Origin of the sequence: Iodidimonas gelatinilytica, from assembly GCF_008579125.1 — a bacterium.
GTDB classification, from domain to species: domain Bacteria; phylum Pseudomonadota; class Alphaproteobacteria; order Sphingomonadales; family Rhodothalassiaceae; genus Iodidimonas; species Iodidimonas muriae.
In genome coordinates, this window is the sequence record NZ_BKCL01000007.1 from 1 (window position 1) to 25,214 (window position 25,214).

The 25,214-nt window shown below is 53.5% G+C and carries 19 protein-coding genes and 3 pseudogenes; 5 read left to right on the forward strand and 17 right to left on the reverse strand.

Going from position 1 to position 25,214, the window contains the following annotated elements; translation table 11 throughout:
• Positions 1-69: 69 nt before the first annotated feature.
• From JCM17844_RS09890 to JCM17844_RS09905, 4 genes are all read right to left on the reverse strand, one after another.
• Positions 70-1,722: a UDP-N-acetylmuramoyl-tripeptide--D-alanyl-D-alanine ligase gene (locus tag JCM17844_RS09890; protein ID WP_150000811.1), complete on the reverse strand. Its 1,653-nt coding sequence runs from the start codon at positions 1,720-1,722 to the stop codon at positions 70-72.
• Positions 1,719-2,480: an alpha/beta fold hydrolase gene (locus tag JCM17844_RS09895; RefSeq protein ID WP_210431766.1), complete on the reverse strand. Its 762-nt coding sequence runs from the start codon at positions 2,478-2,480 to the stop codon at positions 1,719-1,721. The genes JCM17844_RS09890 and JCM17844_RS09895 overlap by 4 nt, the downstream gene beginning before the upstream one ends.
• Positions 2,473-3,696: a D-alanine--D-alanine ligase gene (locus JCM17844_RS09900; protein WP_150000813.1), complete on the reverse strand. Its 1,224-nt coding sequence runs from the start codon at positions 3,694-3,696 to the stop codon at positions 2,473-2,475. Before JCM17844_RS09900 ends, JCM17844_RS09895 begins: the two co-directional genes overlap by 8 nt.
• A gap of 148 nt (positions 3,697-3,844) precedes the next feature.
• Positions 3,845-5,779: a sensor histidine kinase gene (locus tag JCM17844_RS09905; RefSeq protein ID WP_210431767.1), complete on the reverse strand. Its 1,935-nt coding sequence runs from the start codon at positions 5,777-5,779 to the stop codon at positions 3,845-3,847.
• A gap of 218 nt (positions 5,780-5,997) precedes the next feature.
• On the opposite strand from JCM17844_RS09905, the gene JCM17844_RS09910 reads away from it, so the two are divergent.
• The 3 genes from JCM17844_RS09910 to cysK all read left to right on the forward strand — a co-directional run bounded on the left by JCM17844_RS09910 (position 5,998) and on the right by cysK (position 8,757).
• A complete protein-coding gene (locus tag JCM17844_RS09910) occupies positions 5,998-6,720 on the forward strand; it encodes a lysophospholipid acyltransferase family protein (RefSeq protein ID WP_150000815.1) in 723 nt (240 codons plus the stop codon).
• Positions 6,721-6,904: 184 nt separating this feature from the next.
• Positions 6,905-7,777 carry a serine O-acetyltransferase gene (locus JCM17844_RS09915; protein WP_235898972.1) on the forward strand — a complete coding sequence of 291 codons (873 nt, stop codon included), beginning with the start codon at positions 6,905-6,907 and terminating at the stop codon, positions 7,775-7,777.
• A 59-nt stretch (positions 7,778-7,836) separates the two neighbouring features.
• Positions 7,837-8,757, forward strand: coding sequence for a cysteine synthase A (gene cysK, locus JCM17844_RS09920; RefSeq protein WP_150000816.1), 921 nt, complete (start codon positions 7,837-7,839; stop codon positions 8,755-8,757).
• Between the two features lie 5 nt (positions 8,758-8,762).
• Here the strand turns inward: cysK and JCM17844_RS09925 are convergent, their stop codons facing one another.
• Genes JCM17844_RS09925 through JCM17844_RS09940 form a run of 4 tightly spaced genes read right to left on the reverse strand, consistent with a single transcriptional unit; the run spans position 8,763 to position 11,782 of the window.
• A complete protein-coding gene (locus tag JCM17844_RS09925; RefSeq protein WP_210431768.1) occupies positions 8,763-10,049 on the reverse strand; it encodes a DUF2336 domain-containing protein in 1,287 nt (428 codons plus the stop codon).
• Positions 10,050-10,053: 4 nt separating this feature from the next.
• Positions 10,054-10,794: a GGDEF domain-containing protein gene (locus JCM17844_RS09930; protein ID WP_150000818.1), complete on the reverse strand. Its 741-nt coding sequence runs from the start codon at positions 10,792-10,794 to the stop codon at positions 10,054-10,056.
• The gene (locus JCM17844_RS09935; RefSeq protein WP_150000819.1) at positions 10,758-11,612 is read right to left on the reverse strand and encodes a PAS domain S-box protein; all 855 of its coding nucleotides are present in this window, start codon (positions 11,610-11,612) and stop codon (positions 10,758-10,760) included. Before JCM17844_RS09935 ends, JCM17844_RS09930 begins: the two co-directional genes overlap by 37 nt.
• The gene (locus JCM17844_RS09940) at positions 11,579-11,782 is read right to left on the reverse strand and encodes a hypothetical protein (RefSeq protein ID WP_150000820.1); all 204 of its coding nucleotides are present in this window, start codon (positions 11,780-11,782) and stop codon (positions 11,579-11,581) included. The genes JCM17844_RS09935 and JCM17844_RS09940 overlap by 34 nt, the downstream gene beginning before the upstream one ends.
• Before the next feature lie 56 nt (positions 11,783-11,838).
• On the opposite strand from JCM17844_RS09940, the gene JCM17844_RS09945 reads away from it, so the two are divergent.
• Positions 11,839-12,591 carry a pyrimidine 5'-nucleotidase gene (locus JCM17844_RS09945; RefSeq protein ID WP_210431769.1) on the forward strand — a complete coding sequence of 251 codons (753 nt, stop codon included), beginning with the start codon at positions 11,839-11,841 and terminating at the stop codon, positions 12,589-12,591.
• 30 nt (positions 12,592-12,621) lie between these two features.
• Here JCM17844_RS09945 and JCM17844_RS09950 read toward each other — a convergent pair whose 3' ends face one another.
• From JCM17844_RS09950 to JCM17844_RS09975, 5 genes and pseudogenes are all read right to left on the reverse strand, one after another.
• On the reverse strand, positions 12,622-13,536 hold the full coding sequence (locus JCM17844_RS09950; protein ID WP_150000821.1) for a RidA family protein: 915 nt from the start codon (positions 13,534-13,536) through the stop codon (positions 12,622-12,624).
• 30 nt (positions 13,537-13,566) lie between these two features.
• Complete coding sequence (locus JCM17844_RS09955; protein ID WP_150000822.1) at positions 13,567-15,966, reverse strand: TonB-dependent receptor; 2,400 nt, start codon at positions 15,964-15,966, stop codon at positions 13,567-13,569.
• Between the two features lie 157 nt (positions 15,967-16,123).
• Positions 16,124-16,876 carry a sulfite exporter TauE/SafE family protein gene (locus JCM17844_RS09960; RefSeq protein ID WP_150000823.1) on the reverse strand — a complete coding sequence of 251 codons (753 nt, stop codon included), beginning with the start codon at positions 16,874-16,876 and terminating at the stop codon, positions 16,124-16,126.
• Between the two features lie 27 nt (positions 16,877-16,903).
• A pseudogene (locus JCM17844_RS17310) lies at positions 16,904-18,219 on the reverse strand (MFS transporter).
• Positions 18,197-19,144 (reverse strand): NAD(P)-dependent oxidoreductase, encoded by a 948-nt coding sequence (locus JCM17844_RS09975; RefSeq protein ID WP_150000826.1) that lies wholly within the window; start codon positions 19,142-19,144, stop codon positions 18,197-18,199. Before JCM17844_RS09975 ends, JCM17844_RS17310 begins: the two are co-directional and overlap by 23 nt.
• Before the next feature lie 270 nt (positions 19,145-19,414).
• Here JCM17844_RS09975 and JCM17844_RS09980 point away from each other — a divergent pair, with 270 nt between their 5' ends.
• Positions 19,415-20,440, forward strand: coding sequence for a LacI family DNA-binding transcriptional regulator (locus tag JCM17844_RS09980; protein WP_150000827.1), 1,026 nt, complete (start codon positions 19,415-19,417; stop codon positions 20,438-20,440).
• Positions 20,441-20,472: 32 nt separating this feature from the next.
• Here JCM17844_RS09980 and JCM17844_RS09990 read toward each other — a convergent pair.
• The 4 genes and pseudogenes from JCM17844_RS09990 to JCM17844_RS10005 all read right to left on the reverse strand — a co-directional run bounded on the left by JCM17844_RS09990 (position 20,473) and on the right by JCM17844_RS10005 (position 25,212).
• Positions 20,473-21,746, reverse strand: a pseudogene (locus JCM17844_RS09990) (dihydrolipoamide acetyltransferase family protein).
• 12 nt (positions 21,747-21,758) lie between these two features.
• Positions 21,759-23,207 carry an NAD-dependent succinate-semialdehyde dehydrogenase gene (locus tag JCM17844_RS09995; protein WP_150000830.1) on the reverse strand — a complete coding sequence of 483 codons (1,449 nt, stop codon included), beginning with the start codon at positions 23,205-23,207 and terminating at the stop codon, positions 21,759-21,761.
• A 3-nt stretch (positions 23,208-23,210) separates the two neighbouring features.
• Positions 23,211-24,188 carry an alpha-ketoacid dehydrogenase subunit beta gene (locus tag JCM17844_RS10000; RefSeq protein WP_150000831.1) on the reverse strand — a complete coding sequence of 326 codons (978 nt, stop codon included), beginning with the start codon at positions 24,186-24,188 and terminating at the stop codon, positions 23,211-23,213.
• Positions 24,176-25,212: pseudogene (locus JCM17844_RS10005) on the reverse strand (thiamine pyrophosphate-dependent dehydrogenase E1 component subunit alpha). Before JCM17844_RS10005 ends, JCM17844_RS10000 begins: the two are co-directional and overlap by 13 nt.
• Positions 25,213-25,214: the final 2 nt, after the last annotated feature.

Here is a 25,214-nt window from a genome sequence, read left to right on the forward strand (position 1 = left end):
GCAGCCTGAGGCGGCACAATTCGTGCCGTCTTTTTTGTGCAGATCGCACGGCTTTGGAAGCGGCCTGTCTTAAAATCCCGGCGGTTTTTCATAAAGGTCGGGCAGATTGTTTTCATATAAAATCACATCGCCATTTTGCGCATGGGCCTTGATCCAGTTTTGTGCATCCTCTTGCCGGTCAAAGCGCAAAAGCTGGGCATGGGACGGTTTTTGCGCTTCATAAGCGGTCACAAAGGACGGGATTCTTTCCGGCGTGACCACCAGCGCAATATCCACATGGCGGGCGGCCAGTTCGCCCAGCTTGTGATGTTCTTCTTCGTGCTTTTCCCCCAATTCCACCATGCCGGGGGTGATCAGGATACGCCGTCCGTCCTTGGCTTTTAAAATGTCCAGCAATTCCAGACCGGATGCAAAGCCCGATGGATTGGAATTATAGGCATCGTCGATAATGGTGATGTCGCCAGACCGCACCACTTCCAGCCGGTGGCGGCTTTGGGGGGCCGAGGAAAGGGCGGCGCGGATCGCATCGATCGGCATGCCAAGGCTATGGGCAGCGGCGGTGGCCGCCATGATATTATGGGCCTGATGCAAGCCATAAAGCGGTGCATGCAAAACCACCTCGCCCATATCATCCCCAACAATTTCAAGCCGTACCCCATCAGGCGTTTGATCGGCAGATACCAACCGCAAAGTGCAGTCTTTATCGCTGCCGACACGGATGAAAGGCGTTCCATCCGAAAGGCGTTTTTGCAGCAAATGGCCGGGGATGGCATCTTGATTGACGATTGTGGTGCCGCCGGATTGTGCTACGGCATCGGCCAGCTCAAATTTCGCATCAAACACCGTTTCAATCTGCTTGAACCGTTCATAATGCGCCCAACCGATGGCGGTGATTACGCCCAGTTTCGGCGGTGCCAAGCGGCAGAGCCGGGCGATGGAACCGGGGCCATAGGCACCCATTTCAACGATAAAATAGCGATGCTCCGGCTCTAATTGTTCCCGCACCACACGGGTGATGCCCATTTCCGTATTCACGCTGCCCGGCGTTGCCAATGTGGGGGCGGCGCTGGACAGGATATGGGCAAGGATCGATTTGGTAGAGGTTTTGCCGTAACTGCCGGTAATGCCGATAATATAAGGATCAAGCCGCCGCAGCTTTTGGCGGGCCTCTTCCAGAAAGCGGGCTTTGACGCGGTTTTCAAAGGGCTGCAATGCGGCATTAGCCAGCATGAGCAGATAGGGGGAGGCTTGTGCCAGAACCACAATGGCGATCAGGCTTGCGGCAAGGTTTGATGCGGGCGCCCCAAAACGGACCCCGGCATATATAAGGCCGGCCAAAAGCGCGGAAAACAAAACATGAAGCTGTAAAATGCGCTTGGCCCGATCTGTCATCACCAAGGGCTTTTTGGCCTGCGAAAGGCTGCGGCGGCTGCGGCGAATACCGTCTAGAAGTCCGAAGATCAAAGCCGCCCAGCCCAGCGCTTCAAGCCATGCAAAGCCATAGCTGAGGCCAAAGCATAATCCCCCTGCCGCCAGCGCAAAAACCGAGGTGGCACGGTCCCGGCCATGATGGGCGGACAACCAGTGCCGGAAGCGCTTGGCATCATATTCTTCTTGCTGGAAGTACATCAGATAGGCTTTGCCGCGCTGATGGGCAAAGACAAGGCCAAGAAGGGCTGTCAGGATCAGCGCTGCACTATATGGGAAAAACGCCGTGGTCATGAACTATGTCGCTCCAGAAATCGGTCGATCAGGGTTTGGCACTGCCAGATGCCGCGCCCCAGAATATCCAGATGGCCAAAACCTTTGAGGCAATGATACTCCGCTCCGGAAATCAGGGCGGCGTATTTTTCACCGATTTCAGGCGGTGTGGCATCATCCAGGGCACCATAAATCAGCAATGTGGGGCAGAGAAGGCTTTGGGCCTGTTCGCTTAGATCTTCATTGACGGCGGATAAGAAGGTGGGGCGCAGATCTCCGGCCTTGCGGTAATCGGCACTGCCAAAGCGTGCGGCATAGGCCGCGGCCAGCTTTGTGCCAAACAGCCGGTCGCAGGCCCGCGCCGCCTTGCCCATCATGCGCAAGAAAAAGGCACGGATGCGGAAGCTTAAAGACCGCCGCCGCTTCAATCCCGCTCCGGCGATCAAGATCACTGCGGCCACCCTGTCGGGATATCGGGCGGCATATTGGATCGCCACGCGCCCTCCATAGGAATGGCCGGCCAGAATGCGCTTTGGCCCCGTATCAAGCCACTGATGCAGGGCATCGGCATAATCGGCGGTGCCGGCACCTTTCGCCAGCATGGGGGTGTTCCCAAAGCCGGGGAGATCGACCACCCGATTGCGGGTCCGGGCTGCAAACAGCCCCGCCAGCCCCATTAGGCTTGCCCCCGTTTGCCCCCAGCCATGCAGCCAAAGGATCTCTGTTGCCGCATCCTTGGGGGCGGGAAGCGGGTGCTCGAACCAGCCTCGGTCAGTCACGGCCAAAGATCCGGGCATTGCCTATGGCTGTCCCGGTTTCCCCTTTTTCCGCACGGCTAAGAACCATGCCTTCTTCTACGATGGTACGGCTGAGATCGGTGAAGCTTAATGGATCTTGGGCGGTTTGCCATAGGAAATAGGCAAAGGAACCGGGGATGGAATTGACTTCATTCAGCCATAATTCGCCGGTTTTGGCGTTACACAGAAAATCGATACGCACGGTGCCTGCCAGATCCAGCAGATCAAAGGCAGTGCTGGCCGCGCTGCGGATCAGGCCGTCTTGCCCTTCACTCAGCTCCGCAGGGTTCAGTTCTCTGTTCAGCGAGGCCATCCCGTCGCTTGGGGCTTCATCAAGTTTCGGCGCACCATTGCTGCCTGCCCGGTATTTGGTGTTGAAATCCAGCATATCGCTGCCATTGAGCGGCTTTTCGATGGCCGATGTGATCACCTGCCCGTCTTTGCGCATGACGGCGATATTATATTCCACCAGATTGGGCACCAAGGGTTCGATCAAAGCGCCTGTATCCATGCGGAAAATGCTGGACAAGGCGGCGTCCAACCCATCGGCATCGCGGGCAATGGTCACCCCGACGCTGGAACCAAGGCGGCGCGGTTTTACGATCACCGGGAACATGTCGGCGCCCAGCTTTGCTTCCATTTGCGGCAAGATGGTATCGCGTGAAAGGAAGGTTCCGGCTGCGGGCTTTTCCACCAGAATATGGGGCAAAAGCGGAATATTGCGGGTTTTTAGCGCTTCCTTGGTGACATGTTTGTCCATCGTGGCCGCGGCCCCCAAAGGCCGGCATCCGGCATAAGGAATACCGGTAAAAGACAGCAAACCTTGCAAGCTGCCATCCTCGCCATTGGAACCGTGAATGGCGGGCACTATCAGATCGAACGGAATGGTGATGGCTTTGCTGCCTAAAAAGCCTTTTTGGCTGGCCATCAAATGCGGGCGACCACGAATGGAGGTGCCAAGGGGAAGGGTGACAGGGGTTAGCCGGGCGCGGGTATCGGCGCTGTGGGGATAAAGACTGCGCTTTAAAAGCAGATCGCCGGTCCACCATTGGCCATCCGGGTCCACATAAAGGGGCAGACCTTGATAGCGGGATTGATCCAGCGCATCGAGAAACTGCAAGCCTGTGAGAATGCTGACATCATGTTCAACGCTGCGACCGCCGAAAATGACAGCGATGATAAGCTTTTCTTTCGTCATAAAGGTCCTGCCGGGAATTCCTGATCCGGTGCCAATAGGGCATCACAAAGAGGCATCATAAGGCAAGGTTCCCGGGCCGTAAACGCATAAACGCCTGTGCTGCCCCCTTCTTTGTTCAGGCAGTTGCCGCCTATGGTCATATGGAGTGTTATGGGGCCATGTTTTTATGTGACGTTTTTGTATCGGGTGATGTGGCCTGATGCGCGGAAAGAGGCAGACGGATGGTGGCACAAATACCTTTATCGGGGACGTTTCCAAGCGATAAATTGCCCCCATGTTTCTGGATGAGAGAATGGGCTATGGACAATCCCAATCCCATGCCCCCTACGCTGGATATATCGCTGCGATTGCCTCGCCAGAATCGTTCGAACACCAAAGGCAGGTCTGCCTCTGCAATGCCGGGGCCTTGATCAGTGATCTCGATAATGGCGTCACGATTTTCTTGAGACAGGCGGATATCTACAAGGCTGTTTTCGGGCGAGAATTTAATGGCATTGCCGATAAGATTCAGCAAAACCTGCAACAGGCGGTGTTGGTCCGCCTCGACATAAATGGCAGCGTCATGGGTGGTGATTGCCAATCGGATGTTTTTGGCGTCTGCCCTTGGTTTGCTCATAGATAGGGCTTCTTCCACCATGGGACGCAAATCCCGTACTGTTTTTTGCAAAGGGCGCTCTTCGCCGGTGAGAGACGCCATCTCCAAAAGATCGCCAACAAGGGACAGCAGGTGGCTGCCAGCCGAATGGATATTTTGCGCATAATCGCGGTATTTCGCCTGACCGAGAGGCCCCAGTTCTTCCCGCGTCAAAAGTTGTGAGAACCCGATCACTGCATTCAATGGGGTGCGCAATTCATGGCTTATATTTTGCAGGAATTGCGTTTTGGCTTCGCTCATATGCTCGGCGTGCAAACGGGCTTCATTCAGTGCTTTCGTGCGGTCCAGAACACGCTGTTCAAGCATGTCGTTGATCCGTATCAGGTCGTCTTCGGCCCGCCGCCGCTCGGCATTTTCCTGCACCAGTTCCATGGTGCGATGCCGGACTGTTTCTTCCAGTTCCCGGCGGTGGCGTTCGATGGATTTTTTAGCGCGGCGTAATTCATCGATGGCCGCCCCCAATGTATAAGAGGCCAAAGTCAGGATCATGGTGAAAAGTTGGAAAATATAAATGTCGGTGCGGCTGGAAATAAACCGGGTACTCTCATCCAGATAAAGGACGGATGCCAAACCGGATATGGCAATGGTTGTCGCCACAAGAACCGCACCGCGAAAGCCGTGCCTCAGCACCGCCCATAAAACCGGGATCGCGTTCAGGAATAAAAGATTGTAAGTTTGGCCAAAGCTGGAAAAGAACACCAGATAGATCACAGAAATAAGCAAGCTGGCCCCGATCAAAAGATCGGCGAGGAAAAACAGATTTTCCTTCAGAAACCGGACATTCTGGTGCAACACGGTTTGGATACCGTTCCGGGCCAATAAGGACAGGTGCGGGATGAAAATGACCAGCATGAACGGCGCTACGATTGAAATGCCGATCACATCCCCCAGCATCCATTCCATCAGAGAAGGAAAAAACACCGAACTGGGACGCAAACCGGAAGAAATCCAGAACCCGATGGTGCTGATGCCAGCCAGAGTCGAGGTTAAAAGCGTTCCTACGCCGAAATGGGCCAGCATTTGCAGGGTCCAGGGGCGAGAGATGGACCCGATATGTTTGTGCAGATATTGTGCGCCTGCCAAGGATGCGATGCTTTTAAAAAGGGGAGGTAGAATCGTATAGATATTAAGAGCCCCATTTTCCCAGATCAATAAATTGATCGCGATATAGCTAAGACTTACAAGTGGCAGGCTTTTTGGCCCATAATACAGCATGAATGCCAAGGTAAAGCCGATGGATGGATACCAAGTGGTCACATTTAAAGGCGTTTGAAAGGCTTTTGCATGGGCATCAAAAAAGATATGGGCAAGAAGATAAGCCGCCACCAACAAGCCACATTGCCACCAGCCTTTGGGCCAGGGCTTTCCCCATTGCCATTGGGGATGCCGGGCAAAAAGATCAAAAGGCCGGAATATGGCCGCAACCATCCGGGGACTGTTGGTAAGACGTGACGGCCTTTTTGTTTCCATGCCCTTGCCTACTATTCTAATCTCTATGGCGTTCGTTATCTAAAAAACATTTGCCTTCACCGACTAAACGCGCTTTGCAAGAAAGGCTAGAACCTTCTTGTTGGCCCATTCGACGGGATGGGCGCGATGAAAAAGAGGCGGTGTGCAGTTTTGACAGCAGTTGAATAGGAAACCCCGTGCGTTCATTTTTATATAATACAAGTTTCTATATCCTTACGCTGGTCTGGGCGACAGGGCTGTTGATCACCTTGCCCATGCGTGGTCGCAAACCGCTGGCCCATGGCATTTGGCTGTGGACATGTATGGTCTTGTGGTTGTTGCGGGTGGTGGCAGGAATCAAGGTGGACGTGCGCGGCGCTGAGCATTTACCCAAAGATACGGCGTTGATTATTGTGTCCAAACATATGTCCGATCTTGATCCGATCGTGACCTATAATGTGGCCCCCAATATGACAGCTTTGGCGAAGAAAGAGCTGTTTCGTATCCCCGTTATCGGCCTTTTGTTACGCAAGCTTAAGGTGGCCCGTATCGACCGTCAATCGGGCACGGCCCATCAGGAAATGCCCCGTGTGGTGCGCAATATCCGGGAAGGCAAACGGCCTTTGGTGGTGTATCCGGAAGGCACGCGCGCCCGCGTTGGTGAAAAAAAACGTCTGAAAAGCGGGGCCTTTTATTTGCAGGAAGACGGGGTCTTGCCAGCCATTCCGATGGCCACCAATTCCGGTCTGCATTGGCCGAAGGGTCGTTTTCGGAGAACGCCGGGAACGGTGGTTTATGAAATCGGAACACCGCTTGCCCATACAAAAAATAAAGCATCGTTCATGGCGGAGGTGGAAGAAAAAGTGATAATGCGCTCTGAACAATTGATGCAAGAAGACCCTGTTTATTCAAAAGGATAAGAGGCGTTCTCGGCGTATTTCCATAAGAGGCAAAAGTCACGCTCTCGTGATGATGGGGGTGGGCTGCCTTGCGGATCGCTTTCGTGATGCATAGTAACAAGAAGGACTGCATATTGGGTCGGTTGGCGGGATGAGATTTCCCCGTGCGGCATGTATCAAAGAAAACTCGGAAAGATTGACGATTATGAACAAGACGTTGAAAATCAATCCTTCTGCTCTTTTCGAGGTGGCCTCCGGGCTGATTGAACGTCAGCGCAGCTATGGGGATGTGCCTGATATTCATATGGAAGAAGCGGGCCTTTTTCTGGATGAGTGTTTGGGTCTGTTGTTTCCGCAAATGGCCCGTCAGCGCCCCAAATCCCCACGTGAGGTAGAGGCGCGCCTGATCCAGATGATCGGGAAATTGCGCTATACTCTGTGCGAGGTGATGCCCGAACAATGTACGCGGGCCGAAGGCATTGCCATGCGGTTTGCCATGGCGCTGCCAAAAATTGCCGATCAGGTGCGTCTTGATGCACAAGCCGCGATGGATGGCGACCCGGCGGCGGGTTCCTTGGATGAGGTGATCCTTGCCTATCCCAGCGTTTATGCGGTTGCCAGTTATCGGTTGGCCAATCTTCTGGTCCATGAAGATGTGCCGCTTTTGCCGCGCTTGATGGGGGAATATGCCCATCGATTGACTGGCATTGACATCAATCCCGGTGCCACCATCGGGCAGGGGCTGTTTCTGGATCACGGCACCGCCATTGTGATCGGTGAATCGGCCAAGATCGGAAATAATGTAAAGATTTATCAGGGCGTTACGCTGGGCGCTTTAAGCGTTAAGCGGACATTGCGCCATGTGAAACGCCATCCGACCATCGAAGATGATGTGGTGATCTATGCCAATGCCACGATTTTGGGTGGGGATACGGTCATTGGCCGTGGATCGGTGATTGGTGGCAATGTGTGGGTGACCAAAAGTGTGCCGCCGGGCAGCCGAGTGATGTACCGCTCGGTGGGGTGGCAGGGCCTGTCGGAGCCAGAGCCGGAACGGGCAGACGATTTTACCATTTGACGTAACGACACCCAAATTTATGGGTGTCAAAATGATCGAAAGATGAGAGGAAACCAATTATGCGCGCCAACAGCATTCTCGATACTATCGGCAATACGCCCCATGTGCGGATCAATCGCCTGTTTGGTGACAACCATTCTGTGTGGATCAAGCAAGAACGGGTGAATCCCGGCGGGTCCATCAAGGACCGCATTGCATTGTCCATGGTAGAGGCTGCGGAAAAATCCGGTGCCTTGAAGCCTGGTGGCGTGATCGTCGAGCCCACATCGGGCAATACGGGCATTGGCCTTGCGGTGGTGGCGGCTGTGAAGGGCTATAAGCTGATCCTTGTCATGCCGGAAAGCATGTCCATTGAGCGGCGTCGCCTGATGCTGGCTTATGGTGCGGAATTTATTTTGACGCCGCGTGAAAAGGGCATGTCCGGGGCTATCGCCCGCGCCAGTGAATTGGTGGCGGAAACCCCCGGTGCGTGGATGCCGCAGCAATTTGAAAATCCGGCCAATATTGCCGTCCATCGGGAAACTACCGCCAAGGAAATCCTCGCCGATTTCTCCGACGGCCTTGATTATTTGATCACCGGCGTTGGCACCGGCGGCCATATTGGCGGTTGCGCCGAAACATTGAAAAAATCCATGCCCGATTTGCAGGTTCTCGCGGTGGAGCCCGACGGTTCTCCGGTGCTGTCTGGCGGTAAGCCGGGCCCGCACAGCATCCAAGGGATCGGCGCCGGCTTTATTCCTGAAATTCTGGATGTGTCCTTGCTGGATGGCGTGGTGCAGGTAACACCAGCCGAAGCCATGGATATGGCCCGCCGTGCCGCCCGTGAAGAAGGCATGTTGGTTGGTGTCTCATCGGGAGCCACTTTGGCGGCCATTGCCAAAAAGCTGCCCGATATGGACCATGGCAGCACGGTTCTCGGCTTTTGCTATGATACCGGCGAACGCTATTTGTCGATCGAAGGCTTTTTGCCCACTGAATAATCCCTTCATTCGGTGAAATAGCTGAGTTGCCAGACCATCTCGCTATCATCCAAAGGATAGGTTTCGCCGTTTTTGGCCGCCACAAGCTGAGACGGCGAAACCAGGGCCAGTTCCGTTTGAATCTGAAAGGCGGTGCGCATGCTGAGGCCCGCTTTCCAGGCAAGGGCCGTGACAGCGCGGCCACTTTTGGAATGCAGGATTTGCCGCACCACTTTGGCATCTATGTCGGCCATGACCCCAAGGCATTGAATCAATAATTCGCGCTGATTGTTTTCGATGCCGTTCACGATGAATGCATCGTCCAACATTCCGCGTGCATGATAATCGCGGGCCTGTTCCAAAAGCCTTTGCGCTTCTGTGTCGTCCACCCGTTCGGACATGATGCGCGCCCGCACCCGTTCCAGAATATTTTCGGCCGCGTCATTTTCCAAAGCATTGGCATTGATCATATGATGCACAAGGGCGCTGGCCACAAAGCCGGCAATGCGTTTCATCGCGCGGATCGACAGGGATGGACGCATGGCTAGGGGGCGATGCAGGCTTTTCACCTCGCGGGCCTGGTCGATAATGCTGTCCAGCGTTTCTTCGCGGATTTGGGCATTGGGGTTGGCCAAAAGGGCGGCCACGGCAGGAATTTCCAGTGTTGCGGCCACATCATCGGCCAGGTCTTCGCTGACAGTTTCGCGCCGTGCCACAGAAACCAACGCATTTTCCGTCAGCCCGGCGGCGATGATTTCCTTCAGATCGTCATCATTCAGGAGCGGCGAATATTCAAGGATCGGGCAGGCGACGGTTTCTTCCACATCGCGGGCCAATTGCAGCACCACGGATTTGGGAACGGCTGTGGAATTCTTGATCTCTTCAGCCAGAATAGCGCGCACTTTGGGCAGGCTGTCTTGCGCCAATCGTTCGATCACGGTGCAGATGCGGGTGCGCAGTTTTTCCTGTTCCAGATCGGGCAGGCCGGGTACAAGGCGGGCGATTTTCCGTGCCAGTTCAACGCGCACCTCTTCATCCGGATCGCTGGTGAGGATCATATCCGCCTGATGGGGCGTATTGTCATTGGTCGCCACCTTTTTGCGCACCTGACGATCCGCATCTTCTGCCAGATAATAAAGCACTTCGGGGCGGGTTTTCGTATTTTCCGCCAAGGCCCGGCGGTCGGTTACGGCACCGGCTTCCAGCAGGCGACGGGCTTCCAGATAGCGCTGGTCCTTTTGCGCTTTTTGCGCAGGCTGATGGGTTGTGCGCTGCGCCGGTGCGTTTGGGCCGGTATCGTTATTTTCTGTCATATCATCAGCCTTGGCTGTTGGTATCGGGCGTGCCGGGATAAGAGCGCGGTTCGGCAACAACGATGGTGGATCGCCCGTTTTTCTTGGCCTTATAAAGCGCTTCATCGGCGGCATCCGCCAGCATGTCGGGGGTTTCGATGAATTCCGGTGCGGTTTGGGCAATGCCGATCGACATGGACAAGGGCGAGGCGGGATCGCCTGCCGCCTTGCGCAAGTTGGGCACCAGCGCCAATAAGCTATGGGCTTTGTGATGGGCGCCAGCCAGATCGGTATCTTCCAGCCACAGACCGAATTCATCGCCACCAATCCGGCCTTCCAGATCACCGACCCGGCTTTGTTCACGCATCAATTGGCCCAGCTTGCGAAGCACGGCATCACCGGCTGCATGGCCCAATCTGTCATTAACCTGTTTGAAATAATCCAGATCAATGAACAAGAAGCTGCCCTGACGGCGGCTGCGCTTTTGATGGCCCAAGCGCTTTTCCATTTCTTCAAACAACGCCCGGCGGTTTAACAGTCCGGTCATATCATCGACCCGCGACAGAATACGCAGCTTGCGCATCATCTCTGCCTGTTTCAACGCAATGGCCAAATGGCCTGCAATGCCGTGGATCAGTTCCACTTCATGGGCGCGCCATGGCTCGGTCATGGTGTCGCGGGAAAAAGCCAAAGTGGCGGAAATACCTTGTGCCAATCCGGCACTGGCAATCAAACAATTGGCATGGTCCCCTTGACCCAATTCCACAAAGGCATCCTCGTCGCTTTCATGGCCGGGGCGTTCCAGCGCTTTGATGGCCAATTGGACAAGCGGTGTGTCTTCGGGGCTGCGATTGATCGTGTCTTCATTGTCGCATCGCGGCGGCGCAAGGCCCAGGCCTTGTCGGTGCGCAGGGCTTGGGCCGCTGCAGCGCTTGCCGAGCTCAAAATTTCCAAGGGGTCTGCTTCGGTGCGGATATCCAGAACAATGCGGGCCAGCAGGCTTTGGCGGGCCTGATCCAGCTTCAAGGCTTTATCCCGTTCATGTTCGCGGGTGATATCGCGGGCAACACCGCGTGCGCCCCGCCAATCGCCCTGGGCGTCAAATACCGGCACGCACGACACCAAGAGCAAAACCGATTCACCCTGTTTGTTGGCGGCCCGAACCTTTGTCGCTTTTTGGGGGATACGGGTGGAAAAAACGATGCTGGCATCTTCGGGGGCCAATTTCAGCAAAGATTGGGCGCTGCGGCCATTCATATCCTGTGCCGACCACCCCAGGGCCCCCATGGGGCTAACATAGGAAAAGGTTCCATGGGCATCAGTTTCCCATCCAAAATCGGCGGAACAATGCATCAGATCCTTGTATAGATCGCGGCTTTTCAAAAGGGCGCGGGTGAGATTGGTTTCAAAGGTGACATCCCGTGCCGTGATCAGCAGATGATCACCGCCAAAGGGCGTGGCCTGTACCTCATAGGCTTGGTGGTCCGCTTCATCCTCGCTCAGCGTGATCCGCCCGCCAACTGGCGCACCACATGCCGCGGCACTGAAGATCAGGCCGCGCAGATCGGGGTCGCGCGCCCCCATGGCTTCGGCCAGAATGACGCGTCGGGATTATGGTCGATCACCTTGCCGCTGGCATGCACAAGCATGGCGGGGCCACTGGCGCGCGCGATCAAATGGCGGGCATCTCTGTCTTCGCCCTTGAAGGCGGAGACGTCGGTCGCCACTTTCGTTGAGATATCAGGTGCGTTCATAGTAACGGAAAATACGCCGCCTGTTCTTAAAACCGGCTTAACTTGATGAGGACCTTGTGAAAAAAACAGATCGAAACATCCCTGCCGGTCAGGCGGGTTTATCGGCGCCGCCCCGGCTTTTTGGCATCGAAACATGGGTTTTTGATCTGGATAACACGCTTTATAGCCCGGATTGCGATCTGTTCAGCCAGATTGATGTGAAAATGAGCGGCTTTGTGGCGGATCTTCTGGGCCTGGATCTGATCGATGCCCGCAAACTGCAAAAGCAGTATTTCCTGACCTATGGCACCACTTTGCGCGGTTTGATGGATAATCATGGGGTGAGGCCGGAAGATTTTCTGGATCATGTGCATGATATCGATGTATCGCCGGTGCCACCCGACCCGCATCTGGCAGAGGCTTTGGCCGCTCTTCCCGGCCGTAAGCTGGTATTTACCAATGGATCGGTTCCCCATGCCGAGCGGGTGATGAAGCGGCTGGGCATCGACCACCTGATGGAGGATGTGTTCGATATTGCCGCTGCCGATTATCACCCCAAGCCCGCCGCCATCACCTATGACCGCTTTCTGAGCCATTATGGGGTGGAGGCCAAAAAAGCTGTGATGTTTGAAGATATGGCCCGCAATCTGGTGCCTGCTGCGGCATTGGGCATGACCACTGTGTGGTTGAAAACCGCTTATCAATGGGGGCATGTGGATCATGTAAAAGCGGCGGTGCACCATGAAACGGAGGATCTGGTGGGCTTTTTGCGCGCCCAATCGGGAGACGCGACGGACGAGAGAGCCTTCATTCCCGATGCTTCGTCTTGACTATGCTTTGCGGCAATACAGAGAGCTATTTCATGCTGCAATGATCAGATCAAACATGATCTTGGCACCGGGCTGGGGCAGGGCGCTAATGCCGATGGCGGAACTGCATGGGCGCCAACCTTTGAGATAACGCCCCATTTCTCGACCATCGAAATCATCTGTATAAAAAGAGACGATTCGCACGATTCGGTCTTTGCCCACATTCAGGGTTTGTAAAATGCGATCGATATTGCGCGTTGCCATGCGGACTTGTTCTCCAAAATCGTTGGGCAAAGGCACATTTTTTTCCGTTTCTTCTAAGTCTGCGGCAGTGATTCCTGATAAAAAAATGAGATCAGAGTGGGCATCGACCCGAATTCCTGGGGCAAAAATCATGCTGTCCGCAAGTTTTGGGCGAGTGTGTATGATTTCAAGGTCGGTCATGTCTGCGGTGCTCCTGTCTTTGCGGGCTGGGCTTGGCGCGATAGCGATGGCTTCCAGCTCCAATAAGGAGTTGGGGGCGCTTAATTTTCGGATCTCTACGAAAGAAAGTGCCGGGCTCCAGCCTTGAAAGTGCTGATTTAAGACTTTCCGGATAACCTTTTGGTCAGCCATATTTTGTTGGTAGCAAATAAGGCTGGTTATGTTGCTCCATTCTAGGCCTTCCGTCCGCAGCACCTCAAATAGGTTGCGCAAGGCCATATGCGTTTGCGCTTCCGCGTCGGAGGGTAAAACTTCATCCTGAGGTACATGAGGATGGCGGTGATAAAGGTCGAGAGCCGCAGTTCCCGACAAAAAAACGAGATTGGCTTCTTTTTCGACTTTGGCCTGCACAGCTGTAGCATGATTGGGTTTTTTCGTTCGGGAGGGTGTTGCGGCAAAAGCCACAACACCATTCGTTGTCAAAGTAAGAGACCCAAGGGCGAGGCCAGCTAGGAAATGGCGTCTGTCAGGAGGTGTCGTCATCTAGTCGGTCCTTTCTGGATACCACTTACATCAGAAATGATAACTGATGTCCGCGCCCCATGTGCGGGGCCTGCCGAACATGGACGGGCGGTCAACCGTATTGGGTTGAGGAGGGCCGACATTGAGTATCTCTTCTTCTTCAAAGAGGTTCTGAACCCAAAGGCTTGCTATCCACCGGCTATCCGCAGACTCCCAGCTTAGCCGCGACCCAAAGATATTGGCGTTGGGACGCAGACGCATGGGCTTGTCACTGCCGACCTGCGTCAGCTCACGATTGATAATATCGTCCCATGCATCGCCGCGCCCCCGGTAATCACCGCGCAGAGTCAGGACCGATCCATCCTCGAGATCGAAGGCATATTCTGCGGCGATGGTTGTCGTCCATATGGGTGCATTATCTAGCCGGAAGCCATCGGTAGGGTCGGGAATGCCGTCGCCTGTGATGTCCACATCAGTGGTTAATTGCGGATCTTGTAGGGCCCCGCCGATTTCTAGGCGCAGATTGGGCGTGATAAGAAATGTGCCTTCCACTTCCAAACCGATGGTGCGGGCACCGCCAGCATTCGTGATGATCTGGAAAAACCCTTGCTCCGTGTTACGGAATTGGAGCAATTGCAGATCATTATAATCCAACAGGAAGGCCGTCACACTGAGGCGGGCGCGATTGCCAAAGCTTCCCCGCCAGCCAATTTCATAATTGTTGGAAGTCTCTTCGTCGAACGAAATTTCAGCGGCTTCTGCCGAAGGTGGTTCGACCTGGAACCCCCCCGCTTTGTAACCCTGAGAGAACAGAGCATAAAGCATATGATCATCGTTGAATTGGTATTCCAGCGATGCTTTGCCCATCAGGTCTTTCCATGTGTCATTGACAACGACAGGGGTTGAAAAGCCAACAGGATTCGCCGCGTTGCCACAAGTGAACTGGAACGGCGGGTCGAAATTACAGCCTTGGATCTGGGCAATGGGGCCACCAAAACCAAAGGCCGTGTGTACGATTGTACCGTCTTTTTCATCACGGGCCCAGCGGGCGCCCACAGTCACGTTCAGCTTGCTGGTCAGGTCGTAGCTCAGTTCACCAAAAATGCCGATGCTGTCTGTTTGGGTGGTGGTGAACTTGGTGTCTCGTGTATCGGGGCGCCCTGCGCCACCATTTTGGAAAAACTGATTTTCACTAAACCAGTCGTGGTCGTCGGAAAGATACATGAAGCCAGCAAGCCAGCGCAGGCGACTGTCTGTACTATGATTGTCAATGCGGATTTCTTCTGTAAAAATATCCGCCGTCTGAACGCCGCGCTGAAATAGCACATTCTCAGGTGTGCCATGGGCATCTTGAAGTTGATCAACATCCCCATCTACATAACCTGTGACGGAGGTGATGTTGTAGCCTTCGGCGATTTCCCATGCGATTTCCCCCGTAAGATTGACCATCTCACGGTCGATAAAGAAATCTCCTTGGGAGATTTCTGTTTTCCAAGGATCACAGGGATCGAAAAAAGTGGTGGCCCATGCGGGATGGCCGGGAGGAGCAAATTGATCGCGTAACGCTACATCCGATCCGGCAATAACTTGCGGAATTTCGCAATTACGCGACCGGCGGACCGGCGCTTCATCGTCATCTTTGTTATATTCGGCTTTGAAATAAAGGCTGAGACGATCAGTGGGGTGGAACAGCAAGGAGCCACGGATGGAAAAATTTTGCTGTCCATCAAGCCCTTTTCCTGTGGATATAGACTCCGTATAGCCATCGAACGTATCAAAATTATAGGCGACTCGCGCTGCGAGCTTTTCGGATAAAGGCACATTAATATAGCCATCGGTTTCATAGCGTTCATGGCTTCCTGCCCCTGCGGATATGCGGCCGCTGAAATCAAATGTGGGGCGCTGTGTCACTAAGTGCACCAGTCCGGCTGACGCGTTGCGGCCAAAAGACGTGCCTTGGGGGCCGCGGAGAACTTCCACCCGTTGCATGTCAAACATGGCTGGGTTTTTTAAGATATCTTTTGAAATTGGCACATCGTCGATCACAGTCAGGATGGCAGATTCTAAAGAGCTGCCTTCCGTGCGTGAGCTAATACCGCGAATGCTGTATTCGGGCTGGGTTTTGTTGAAACCGACAAAGGTGGCTCCGGGTGTAAACTGGATCACATCGTCAGCAGTATTGATGCGCTGCTTGACCATGTAGTCGGCTGTCATGGCTGTAACGGAGACGGGGGCATCTTGCACCCGCCTTGCATAGCGCTGAGCGGTGATGGTGATTTCTTCCAGCCCAAAAATAGCGGTATCTTCAGCTGGTTCTGTATTCGCTTCTGTTGATGCAGACGTTTGCGCATAGGCGGATATTCCCAGCAAGCACAGGCTGATTGCGGATGCAGAAACACCGGTCATTATGGTTTGTAAAACGGCATAGTCCTTTTTCTTTTTGTTAGGCATCGAAAATCCTCCCCAGATTTCTATGTCTTTCAGACGTTGGCCATATCCGATCCATATTGTTCTGAGAGTGGGTAATGGATAAAGCAAACGTTTGCCTTATCACGATATTCCATGGAGTTTGGCTTGGCAATGCCATATTCCATCAGAAAAAGTAGAATTAAAGTGAGAACCAGGGATAAATGCTGGCCCAGATTAGGCGCATTTCCATCAGGATAAAGATAAACAATAAGAATCGGCGGAAGGTGTTTGCTGAAATGAGTCGTGATAATTTCACGCCAAAGTGAAGAGACAACATCACTGGGATCAAGGCGACAAGCCCCTCGACCAAGCGGCCAGCGGTAAACAGTCCCTGAACCACCATGGCGCTTGTTTGCATAATGGAAAAGGCTGTGAACGACAGAGACATGGAGAAGATGAAGGCCCGTTGGTTTAATCCAATCCCATGCAGAAATGGTGTGATAATAGGGGCGGATATGCCAGTCGCGCCTTGCATTGTTCCTGAGGCGAAACCAAAAAATGGAGCGAGTTTTTCTGCGCCGCGTAAGCGGAAATCGGGCTGTGTAAAAGTGAGAACAAGATAAAGCCCAAGCCATGTGGCAAGGATTCGTGTGAGCGTTAGGTCATTGGTCACGGCAAGAAGCCACGTGCCAGCCACGCCGCCAATCATTCCGAAAAAAAGGAAGGGGCCAAGAGCGCGGACGGGTGGGGCATGGTGCCGATGCACCCAAATAAGCCAGCCATTGGAAGCAACGCTTGGGATCACCATGACCACCACCGCATGCTCCACACCAACTATGGCCGAGAGCAAAGGAACTGCCAAAAGTGGGAGGCCTATCCCTGTTACACCTTTGGCGATGCTCCCCAAACTGAGGGAAAGCACCACCATTAGAAGAAAAAAGGGATCTGTCATGGGAGACCCATGTTTGAGGAAGGCTGTTTACGAAGCTATATCTCTTTTGGATTTTTGAAAGAACGAGATAATTGCATATGTAATTGATAAGCCAAACAGAATTATCCCGGCCGTTTCAAAAACACTGGATGGGTCTTCTGGGTCGATGAAGGGTTCAATCAGCACGGGCGATGCAAATTGGCCAAGGAACATGGCCGTCGTTACGAGTCCAATACCAAAGCCGCGCCGGGCTCCTGTTACTTCCGACAACATCCATGCACTTTGTGTCGGCACGATCAACCCGAATCCACAGCCGGCAATGGTCATCGCTGCCAGCAAAAGCGGGTAATTAGGCGTGACGGAAACCAGCCAGTAGCCCAAGCCCATTAAAGCAAAAATCAAGGTGAAAATAGTCACGAAGCTGAGGCGCTCCTTGAAGCGATAAAAAAGAACAGCAATACCGGCACCGGCCAGATTTGCTAGGGCAATTGCAAAGCCGACCTCGCCTGGCGATCCGGCAAAGCGCTCGGGAATGAAGAAGGGGATTTGCACCAGCGTCATGAAAAATAGCACAGAGGCCATAAACGCAGAAATGAGGATGAAGCCTACTTTTGGAATGGAAATAGGGGGGGCTATGGCTTTGGAAGCAGAACTCGGGGTAGTGGCGTCCGGTTTTTTGGGATCGTACAGACTGAAAATTGCACCGGGCAAAGCGAGGAAGGCAAGGGCATAGCCCCAAAAGGGAATGCGCCAGTGGATATCCGCTAGATACCCCCCCAAAAGTAAAAACAGCACGCCGCCAAATTTCATCGCCGAGCCTTGCCAGCCGATGAACCGGTCCCGCTCTTTACCGGTGAAATAATCACCTACCATGCCACTGTTAAGGTTTTGATGGCGGCAATAGACATGCCGAGAAAGAGACGGCCAATGAATAATTCGGTCAATGTTGAGGCGAAATAACCCGACATTCCAGAAAAAGCGAATAGAAACAGGGCTGCGATCAATAGCTTGCGCCGGCCCCAAATATCGCTGGCCCAGCCCATGAATGGTGAACACAAGACGATCATCAGAGCCGGGGTGGAAAGCAGGATGAATTTGATCAGATAGCGAATGCTGACCGTATCGGTAGTGAAAGACAACAGACTGACAAGAAAGCGCCCCGACGGGTCGCTCTCCATCTGACCTTTGAAATGAGTGGCAATATCGTGCATTGCTGGCGACACCATTGGCGTCGCCAGCAGTGCAAGGGCCGTGGCGAGCAACAGCGAAATTTTTCCGTATCCGGTGATCGTGCGCGGGTTACTCATAGGGCTGCCTTCCGGTTTTGAGTGAAGAGGGGGCTTAGTTCTTTTTAGTAAGCCCATCTGTTACCGGGATATTTTCCGAGGTTAACTGCAGCCCTGATGCCTTTGCCTGCAATTCCAGGAGTGCCCCGAAATCAATATCTTGATACCCATTGCCGATCATACTTTGTACGATTTCTCGTGTTAGTGCTGTCAAAGGTTGTGGTACGCCAAAGGTCCGGCCAGCGCTTAGGCCCAAATCAAGATCTTTTTTCAGCAATGCCGGGGTGAAAGTCGGCTTCCAGTCCAGATTGACAAAGGCAGGGGTTTTGTAACGGGTGAAAACGGAGCCCATGACGCTCTTGTTGATAAAATCAAGAAAAGCGTGGCGTTTTACGCCACCTTTTTCCGCTAGAATAGTGATTTCCGCCAAGGACTGGGTAACAACGCCAAGAAAAATATTATGGCAGATTTTTACCATGCGTGCGAGTTCACCGTCCCCAACATAAGACACACCTTCTCCCAGACAATCGAGCAGGGGGTGAACGGTTTGAAACGCCTGTTCCGGGCCGGACGCGACGATGGATAGCATGCCTGCTTCCACCACTTTGGCATTTCCTGAAACTGGAGCTGCAATCATTTGCGCGCCGCGGTCTGCCAGATCCTTACGCACATCGGCCGACCCTTCCGCCGAAACACTAGAGCAATCCACATGAATAGAGGGGGCTTGGGTTTTGTCGGATAGCACGCCTTGGTCACCAGATATGACCTGCTTGAGATCCGCAGGGCCAGAGACCATTGAGAAGGTGATGTCGCATGAGGCAAGGTCGCGTGGGTTATCGACCAGGGTTGCACCGAGTTTACCTAAAGGTTCCGCCTTAGCGCGGGTGCGATTGTAAACCGACACATCATAGCCTGCGTGGATCAAACGTCTGGCCATCGCAAACCCCATGCGACCTGTCCCGATCCAACCGATTTTCAGGGATGTCTTTTCCTGCCCCGACATAGATCTACCTTTCTATCTATTTTCATTTTCATGGGGTCAGCAATCCAGTTCTTGCGTACTTTAGTAGGATGGATGACCTCTGATCTTTCATTTCCTTGCGTTTGCGGCTACGCAAACCTTTGCGTAGATATAACTGCAAAGAAAAAAATGTGCAAGTATCAACGAATATATTTGTGTTAACAAAAGGGAAATTTGACCGTTTCGGAAAATCCTTTATGTAAGGAAAGAGGATGAGGCGCATTTTTTTGCGCGGAATTGCATGGGGACGAAATGATGGCGCGAGCACGAACAACTTTGCGGGATGTGGCGCAAAAGTGTGGCGTCCATCTTTCAACTGTTTCACGCGTTCTCAACCGCAAGGAGGGTTATGCGATTTCGGAAGAAGTCGCCGATAAAATACGTAAGGCCGCAGCCGAATTGGGCTATAAAACGAACCCCTTTGCTTATTCCTTGCGGGTAAACAGGTCTTTTACAGTGGGTGTTTTGGTTCCTGATTTGTCCAACCCCGTTTTCCCACCGATCATTCGCGGCATCGAACACCGTTTGGCACACTCCGGCTATACGGCCTTTTTAGGTGACACCGATAATAAGGTAGAAGAAGAACACCGCATTATTGAACGGATGAAAGGGCGGCAGACTGATGGCTTGATTCTGGCGACAGCCCATCGCTCCGACGATCTGATTAAAACCTGTATAGCAGAGGGATATCATGTGGTTTTGATCAATCGTTCGGTCGAAGATACGGCCGTTGCCTCTGTCGTTAATGATGATGCGGCTGGGATTGAAATGGCGGTTCGTCACCTTTTGGAACTGGGACACCGGCAGATCGCTCATGTGGCAGGTCCGCAGGAAATTTCCACAGGCTATCAGCGTTATCTTGCCTTTCTGGATGTCATGAGAAAACAAGGCCTGGAGCCGGATGAAGAGCTTGTGGCCTTTTGCCATGCTTATTCGGAAGATGAAGGTAAGTCGGCTCTTACTCGAATTTTTGAAAGCGGCAAGCGGTTCACGGCTGTTGTTGCCGCTAATGATCTGCTAGCGCTTGGATGTTACGATGCGATCGAGCAGCAGGGGTTGACTTGCCCTGATGATATCTCTGTGACGGGCTATAATGACATGCCATTTGCCAACAAGTTCAAGCCGCCTTTGACCACCATTCATATCCCCCTTTATCAGATGGGGGAACGGGCGGCTGAAGCGGTGTTGACAATGATTCAGGGCCCGCTATCCCAGCCGCAAAAGATCACTGTTCACCCGGAACTGGTTTTGCGTGGATCAACGGGCCCGCGAGGTTAGGCTGCGCGCCTTAGACTTTTGGCGCGTTTGTCTTAAAGGAAATCCGCAGACCAGTTGCGGTTTTCTATGATTTCTTTAACGCAGTTCAGGAAAGACGCTGAATAAGAGCCATCTACGACACAATGATCAAAGCTTTGCGCCAGAATCCCCATGGGACGAATGGCAATCTCATCGCCATCAGGGCCTTCAACCACCACTGGCCGTTTTTTGATGCCGTCGGTAGAGAGAATGGCCACTTGGGGCTGATTGATGATTGGTGCGGTGAATAGTGTTCCAAAACTACCGTTGTTTGTCAGGGTGTATCCCGCTCCAGATATATCATCGGGCAAAAGCTGACCGTTTCGCGCTTTTTGGGATAAACTGATAATGGCGCGGGCCAGGGCCGGGACTTTGAGATTTTCAGCATTCTTCAGAACAGGCGCGACCAGTCCTTTGTGGTCTAGATCAATGGCGAAGGCCATATGGATATGCTTATGCCGTAGCAGCTGTCGCCATCTCGTTCCGCATTGAGGTCGGGAAAATCGGGCAGGCTAAGACATACCGCCCGGGCGATGAAGGGCAGATAGGTAAGGGATGTGCCTGTTTCTGCGCGCCACGCGTCCTTCATAAAGGTGCGCACCCGTTCGACGGCACTGAAATCAACCTCTACAGCTTGCAAAACATGGGCACTCTGTTGTTTCGAAGCGAGCATATTCTGCGCGATTTTGCGCCGCAAAGAGGAAAAGGGCACCTGTTCTTTATCGTTGGTTGACACGGCGGTTGGCCGAGCGATGGTGGCTGGTTGCCGCACGTCTTTTTTATCGAGATAGGTGAGCACATCGCTACGCTGAATGCGGCCTTGGCGACCTGTCCCGGGAATTGCGGCAGGGTCAAGATCATGATGGGCAATCAATCGCCGTACGGCGGGGGATAATGGTGTCCCATCGGGCGCGTTTTTCGAGGCGCGTGTTGGTTTTTTTCTTGTTCCTGAAAGGCTTATTGGATTTACGTCCGAGTCTTTTTCTGGCGATGGAGAAGAGGCGTCTGCGACCATTTCACCCTTTTGGGGGGGAGGGACAGAAGAATTGCTTTGGTCCGCGGTTTCGATTACGCACAAAATTGTACCGACCTTTGCTATATCTCCTTCGGCTACCAAAATATCTTTGAGGACCCCTGCTACCAAAGAGGGCACCTCGGTCGCCACTTTATCTGTTTCGATTTCCAGTAAAATGTCGTCCACGGCGATCAGATCTCCGGGCTTTTTATGCCAAGCGGAGATGGTTCCCTCATCTACCGATTCCCCCAATTGGGGCATGATCACATCCATGAGTTCACTCCCCTACCAGTCTACCGCAATATATTTTTTCTCGAGAAACTCCATCATGCCATCATGGGCGCCTTCGCGACCAAGCCCTGATTGTTTTACCCCACCAAAGGGGGCTGCTGGATCAGAGACTACGCCGCGATTAAGACCAACCATGCCCGAGTGAAGGCGTTCCGAAACCATCAGGCCCTTTTTCAGGTTTTCAGTAAATACATAGGAAATCAGGCCATATTCCGTATCATTGGCGCGGGTGATCATGTCATCCACATCATCGAACCGTTGAATAGGGGCGATGGGCCCAAATATCTCTTCATGTAACACGCGTGCGTTTGGGCCGCTGTCGGTCAGAACCGTGGGTTGATAGAAAAATCCACGCCCATTGGGCCGGGTGCCGCCAGTGGCGATATGCCCGCCCGTGGATACGGCATCTTCTACCAGCGCTTCCATATCATCGCGGGCCGCTTGGTTGATCAACGGGCCAAGGTCGGTGTCTTCCTGAAGACCTGGCCCTATCTTTAAAGAGGCCATGGCTTCGGAGAAACGTTTGGTGAAAGCATCGGCAATGCCATCTTCCACATAAAACCGGTTGGCTGCGGTGCAAGCCTCTCCGCCATTGCGCATTTTGGCGATCATAGCCCCTTCAACGGCGGTATCGAGATCTGCATCATTGAACACAATCACCGGCGCATTTCCGCCGAGCTCCATGGAGCAGTTGATGACGGTTTTTGCTGCATTGCCTAAAAGGATGCGTCCCACTTGTGTGGACCCGGTGAAAGACAGTTTTCCAACGCGTGGATCGTCAAGAATGGCAGGAACGATCTCCGAAGACCGTGAAGAGGCAATCACATTTACCACACCCTTTGGAACGCCGGCTTCTTCCAAAAGTCGGGCAATGGCGAGAGCGGTGAGGGGCGTTTCCGAAGCCGGTTTCAAAATGACAGAACAGCCTGCAGCCAAGGCAGGGCCAATCTTGCGCGTTGCCATGGCCGCGGGGAAGTTCCATGGTGTAATCAAAAGGGCCACACCCACCGGTTGGTGCAGGACCATGATGCGATTTTTTCCTGAAGGTGCCATGGATAAATCGGAAAGATTGCGCACAGCCTCTTCTGCATACCAGCGGAAAAATTCCGCAGCATAAGCCACTTCGCCACGCGCATCTTTGAGGGCTTTGCCATTTTCCTGTGCGATCAGTTGGGCAAAGCCTTCCGCCCGCGCGGTCATCAATTCAAAGGCCTTGCGTAATATTTCCGAGCGTTCACGGGGTGGGCGTACAGCCCATGAGGCTTGAGCGCGATGAGCGGCTTCCACAGCATCTATGGCATCCTCTTTGGATGCGCAGGAAACGCGGGCAATGGTTTCTTCGGTCGCAGGGTCCTTGATCGCAATGTCGGCACCATCTGATGCCGGGCGCCATTGGCCATCGATATAAAGCCCTGTGTCAACGGATATGATGGGTTCGGCCATGATTTACCCCAATGATTTTAAGATAGTATCGGTGATACGATCGACGCTGGGGATTGTGAGATCCTCAAGCTGGTCTGCGGCAGGCAGGGGGATATGCGGTGTCGTGATGCGGACGATGGGTGCATCCAGTTCCCAAAATATCTCTTCGGAAACAAGGCTCGATAGTTCTGCTCCCCAGCCGCACAATCGTGGGTTTTCTTCCACGGTGAACAGGCGTCCGGTTTTTGAAACCTCGCGGAACAGGGTTTGCGTATCTAGGGGCACCAAAGAGCGTATATCGACGACGGTGCACTCTATCCCATGTTTTGCCTTTAGCCTTTCTGCGGCTTCTACGGCGCGAGGGACCATGGCTGCCAAAGCGGCGATGGTGAGGTCGTTACCATCACGCAAGATCTTGGCTTTTCCCAGCTCTTCCACATGTTCGCCGTCTGGTACTTCGCCCTTTGTGGGATAGAGGGCCTTATGTTCAAAGAAAATCACCGGATCGGGATCTCGGATGGCAGCGGCCAAAAGTCCCTTTACATCGGCCGGAGATGACGGTGCGACCACTTTAAGGCCGGGAATCATCATGGCCCAGTTTTCTATGCTTTGGCTGTGTTGGGCCCCAAAGCGAAGCCCACCGCCATTGGCCGTCCGAATAACAAGAGGCAGATTGATTTGCCCATTGGTCATGTAACGGGTTTTGGCAATTTCATTGACCACAATATCCCAGCAGACGGCAAAGAAATCCGAGAACATGATTTCCGCGATGGGGCGTAAGCCGGTCATGGCGGCTCCCATTGCAGCGCCGAGAATTGCCTGTTCGGCTATGGGAGTATCCCGCACCCGTTCGGCCCCGAATTTATCGAGCAGGCCAACGGTGGCCTTGAACACGCCACCTGCGGCGGCAATATCTTCACCAAGAAACACCACATCTTCGTCGCGTTCCATTTCCTGTGCGATGCCAGCAGCGACCGCGTCACGATATGTCAGTTCCGCCACGCCCAGCCTCCATCTGCCCAAACGTCTTTCAAAATCAAATCTTGGGAAGGTGGCGGTGATGCTTTCGCTTCTTCGGTCGCTGCATTTACAGCAGCAGCCACATCTTCCTCAATTGCGGTGATGGAGGCCTCAGAAACCCCAAAATCCAGCAGTCGCTGGCGATAAAACGGAATAGGGTCGCGGGCCATCCAAGCCTTCACCTCGTCATCGGGCCGATATTTTCCTGGATCAGCGCGGCTGTGGCCGTGATGGCGATAGGTTTTTGCCTCGATCAATGAGGGCCCGCCACCGGCGCGTGCCAGATCAAAAGCGGTGCGTGCGACACGGTAAACCGCATCAGCGTCATTGCCATCGACGATAATCTTGGGAAGCCCGTAGGCCGGTGCACGATCTGCCGCAGGGTGCTCCACCGGCGTTACATCACCGATGGGCGTATATTCCATATAAAGATTGTTTTCGCAGACAAAAACCACCGGAAGCTTCCATGTGGCCGACATGGAAAGGGCTTCATGAAAGGCTCCAATATTGGTGGTTCCGTCGCCAAAAAAGCATACAGCCACTTCACCGGTCTTTTTGTATTGGGCTTTCCATGCCGCCCCCATGGCGATGGGTAGGTGGGCCCCGATAATGGCATAAGAGCCCATGGCCCCCTTTTCCACATCGGTCAGATGCATCGAGCCGCCCTTCCCGGCGAGCAGCCACATTCACGGCCCATCAATTCACCCAAAACACCGGTCATGGAGGCTCCGCGCGCCAATGTGTGACCGTGGCCACGATAGGTGCAAAAGCTCCAGTCTCCGGGCTTCATGGCTGTGGCGAAACCTGCCGCGATGGCCTCTTGGCCGATGCATAGATGGCTGGTTCCCTTGATCAGGTTTTGCAAGAACAGATCATAAGCACGCTTTTCTAGCTGCCGCACTTCTTGCTGGCTACGATATAGAGCCAAACGAACATCTTCGCCGATGTCGTCGTTATTTTTTTCTGTTTTTTTTGCCAAGAGACAGGCCCTCCCCGAAAACGCCATAG